General features: G+C 60.9%; 2 protein-coding genes. Both read left to right on the top strand.

Annotated elements, in window-relative coordinates; genetic code table 11:
• The first annotated feature begins 435 nt into the window (after positions 1-435).
• The gene (locus KBA32_RS16675) at positions 436-2,271 is read left to right on the top strand and encodes a phosphoenolpyruvate carboxykinase (GTP) (protein WP_294361374.1); all 1,836 of its coding nucleotides are present in this window, start codon (positions 436-438) and stop codon (positions 2,269-2,271) included.
• Between the two features lie 84 nt (positions 2,272-2,355).
• Positions 2,356-3,522, top strand: a complete 1,167-nt coding sequence (locus KBA32_RS16670; RefSeq protein WP_294361372.1) for a pyridoxal phosphate-dependent aminotransferase — start codon at positions 2,356-2,358, stop codon at positions 3,520-3,522.
• The last annotated feature ends 209 nt before the right edge of the window (positions 3,523-3,731 follow it).

Raw genomic sequence — 3,731 nt, 5'->3', positions numbered from 1 at the left:
CCAGCTCTTCTCCCTGTTCGGCTTCGCCAATCTGGTGCTGGCGCGTCGTTGGCTTCTCGACGCCAACACCCAAGGTGCGTCCTGAAAACGGAAAATGAGAAAAATACCCCGCAAAAACAGGTATTTGGCAGAAAAATCAGCTTGTTTTCCAATCAAATCAGCCTCACTCACCTCTCGCTTCCGGATGAAATGATTTGTTCAGCGTTTCCTTAGCTATGATAGAATTTTTGCGTTTTGAGCACTACGTGGCAGCCACGGTGCGCGACGTCAACACCCTGATTTCCACATGAACTTGACTGCCCACCCTGAATCGCAGCCGATGTTTATTCGTTTGGAAGCTCGCTCGCATAGGTAATCCAGACGACCAGTCCGCTTTCTCCCGTGATCAACGCCGCGGCCCCGTTTTCCAACTGTCAATTGAAAGAGTGTAACGCCATGAGTCAAACCGTATCGATTAACGCCCCTGACTACGTCAAGCACGAAGGCTTGAAAAAGTGGGTCGCAGAAATTGCGGCTCTGGTCACGCCGGATCGTGTTGTCTGGGCCGACGGCTCACAGGAAGAGTACGACCGCCTCTGCCAGGAACTGGTCGACGCCGGCACCTACATCAAGCTGAAGGCACGCAAGAACTCCTTCCTCGCCTTCTCCGACCCGTCCGACGTGGCGCGTGTCGAAGACCGCACCTACATCTGCTCGGAGAAAAAGGAAGACGCCGGCCCGACCAACAATTGGGAAGACCCGGCCAAGATGCGCGAAACCCTCGCCGGCCTGTTCAAGGGCTGCATGAAGGGCCGCACGATGTACGTCATCCCGTTCTCGATGGGCCCGATCGGCTCGCCGATCGCGCAGATCGGCATCGAGATCACCGACTCGGCGTACGTCGTGACCAACATGCGCATCATGACGCGCATGGGCAAGGACGTCTTCCCGGTACTGGGTACCGACGGCATCTACGTCCCCTGCGTGCACTCGATCGGCGCGCCAAAGGAGCCGGGCACCAAGGATCCGAAGTGGCCGTGCAACCCCACCACCAAGTACATCGTGCACTACCCGGAAACCCGCGAAATCTGGTCGTACGGCTCGGGTTACGGCGGCAACGCGCTGCTCGGCAAGAAGTGCCTGGCGCTGCGCATCGCGTCGAACATGGCGCGTGACGGCGGCTGGCTGGCCGAACACATGCTGATCCTCGGCGTCGAATCGCCGGCCGGTGAAAAGCACTACGTCGCCGCCGCGTTCCCGTCAGCCTGCGGCAAGACCAACTTTGCCATGCTCGTACCGCCGGCCGGCCTGAAGGGCTGGAAGATCACCTGTATCGGTGACGACATCGCCTGGATCAAGCCGCGCAAGGGCGCTGACGGCGTTACCCGCCTGTACGCGATCAACCCGGAAGCTGGCTTCTTCGGCGTTGCCCCGGGCACCAACGACCAGACCAACTACAACGCGATGGCTTCGCTCGCCGAAAACACCATCTTCACCAACGTCGCGCTGACCGACGACGGCGATGTGTGGTGGGAAGGCATGGGCCCGGCTCCGGCTCACGCGATCGACTGGCAAGGTAACGACTGGACGCCGGAAATCGCCAAGGAGAAGGGCACCAAGGCTGCACACCCGAACTCCCGCTTTACCGCCCCGGCCTACCAGTGCCCGTGTATCGACAAGGATTGGTCGAACGCCGACGGCGTGCCGATCTCGGCCTTCCTGTTCGGGGGCCGCCGTGCTTCGACCGTGCCGCTGGTCTGCCAGACGGCCGACTGGGAGCACGGTGTTTACACCGCCGCGACCCTCGGTTCGGAAACGACCGCTGCCGCCTTCGGCGCCCAGGGCGTCGTCCGCCGCGACCCGTTCGCCATGCTGCCGTTCTGCGGCTACAACATGGCCGACTACTACAGCCACTGGCTGAAGATGGGCGCGGTTGCCGACAAGCAAGTGCCGATCTTCATGGTCAACTGGTTCCGCACCAACGAGCAAGGCAAGTTCGCATGGCCTGGCTTCGGAGACAACGCTCGCGTCCTCAAGTGGATCATCGAGCGCTGTGAAGCCAAGGTTGGCGGTCAGGAAACAGTTCTCGGCACGATCCCGAACTACGAGGATATCGACTGGAACGGCGCCAGCTTCTCGAAGGAAGAGTTCGCCAACGTCACCAGCCTCGACAAGGCAGCCTGGCTGTCCGAACTCGAAGGCGTCAAGGAATGGTTCGGCAAGATGAGCGACAAGCTGCCTGCCAAGCTGGCTGAGATCCGCGACGACTACGAGGCCAAGTTCAAGGCCTAAGCAACATCCGGTATCATGCAAGGCCACCTTCGGGTGGCCTTTTTCGTCCACCGCTGTAACCCAACGCCCGGATCGAATCGATTCATGCCGACCTTCCCTGCCAGCCGACTCGCTCACATCGCCCCCTTCCACGTCATGGAATTGCTCGCTCGCGCCAAGGCGCTTGAGGCCGAAGGGCGCGACATCATCCATATGGAAATCGGCGAGCCCGACTTCCCGACGCCCGCCCCCATCCTGGAAGCCGCGCAGGCAAGCATGGCGGGGGGACGGATGTTCTACACGCCCGCGCTTGGACTGCCTGAACTGAGACAGGCGATCGCCGATTTCTACCGACAGCGCTATAACGTCGCCGTCCCCGCATCACGCATCGTCGTGACGGCGGGCGCATCCGGCGCACTCCTTCTGGCCATGGCCTGCCTCTGCCAACCGGGCAGCGAATGGTTGATGACCGACCCGGGCTATCCCTGCAACAGCAATTTCGTCCGCAGCTTCGATGGAGTGCCTGTGTGCATTCCGGTGAGCGCCGAGAACAACTATCAGCCGACCTTGGCCGAGGTACAACGCCACTGGAACGAGCGGACGGCCGGTGCGCTGTTCGCCTCTCCCGCCAACCCGACCGGGACGCTGCTGGACGAACCGACGCTCGAATCGATCGCCGAGTTTGTCAGGCAACGCCAGGGAACGCTGATCGTCGATGAGATCTACCATGGCCTGACCTACGAACGCGACGCATCGACCGCGCTCAAGCTAGGCGACGACATCTTCGTCGTTCAGAGCTTCTCGAAGTACTTCAACATGACCGGTTGGCGCCTCGGCTGGCTCGTCGTTCCCGATCGTTTTGCGCGGGAGATCGAGAAGCTGGCGCAGAACCTTTTCATCGCTCCTCCAACGCCGGCGCAATACGGCGCACTCGCCGCGTTCAAACCCGAGACGATCGCCATTCTCGAGGCACGACGCTCCGAATTCCATGCCCGCCGTGACTATCTCGCGCCCGCGCTGGAAAAACTGGGCTTTCGCCTGACCGCCAAACCGGAAGGGGCGTTCTACATCTATGCCGATTGCAGCGCACTGACCAACGATAGCGAGGCCTTTGCCCGCGACCTGCTCGAAAAGGCAGGCGTAGCAATGACGCCAGGACTCGACTTTGGCGCCGCTGCACCCAAATCACATCTGCGCATCGCCTACACGACGAGCATCGAGCGACTCGAGCAAGCCATCAGCCGCATTCGCGCGTATCTCGGTAGATATTGATGAGGCACGAAGAAGTGTGAACTCGTCACCCCGGCAAACGCCGGGGTCCAATCGGCCGTTGCTCTCCGATACTGATAGGGGCAGGTGCGGTGGTCCCGGTCGTTTGGACAGTCACCGGGGAGGAATAAGCTAAGGCCGGTGCCGGGGATTTGGTTTTGACTTTCCCGGATTTTATATCGATTGGATTGAGCGCTGTGGAGCTTGTGGGC

The organism is Propionivibrio sp. (assembly GCF_017995515.1).
Classification (GTDB): Bacteria; Pseudomonadota; Gammaproteobacteria; order Burkholderiales; family Rhodocyclaceae; genus Propionivibrio.
This window is presented reverse-complemented; position numbering and strand designations above follow the sequence as displayed.

Coding starts and splice junctions, on each gene's coding strand:
- KBA32_RS16675 (WP_294361374.1), top strand. CDS start 436: ATGAGTCAAACCGTATCGATTAACGCCCCTGACTACGTCAAGCACGAA.
- KBA32_RS16670 (WP_294361372.1), top strand. CDS start 2,356: ATGCCGACCTTCCCTGCCAGCCGACTCGCTCACATCGCCCCCTTCCAC.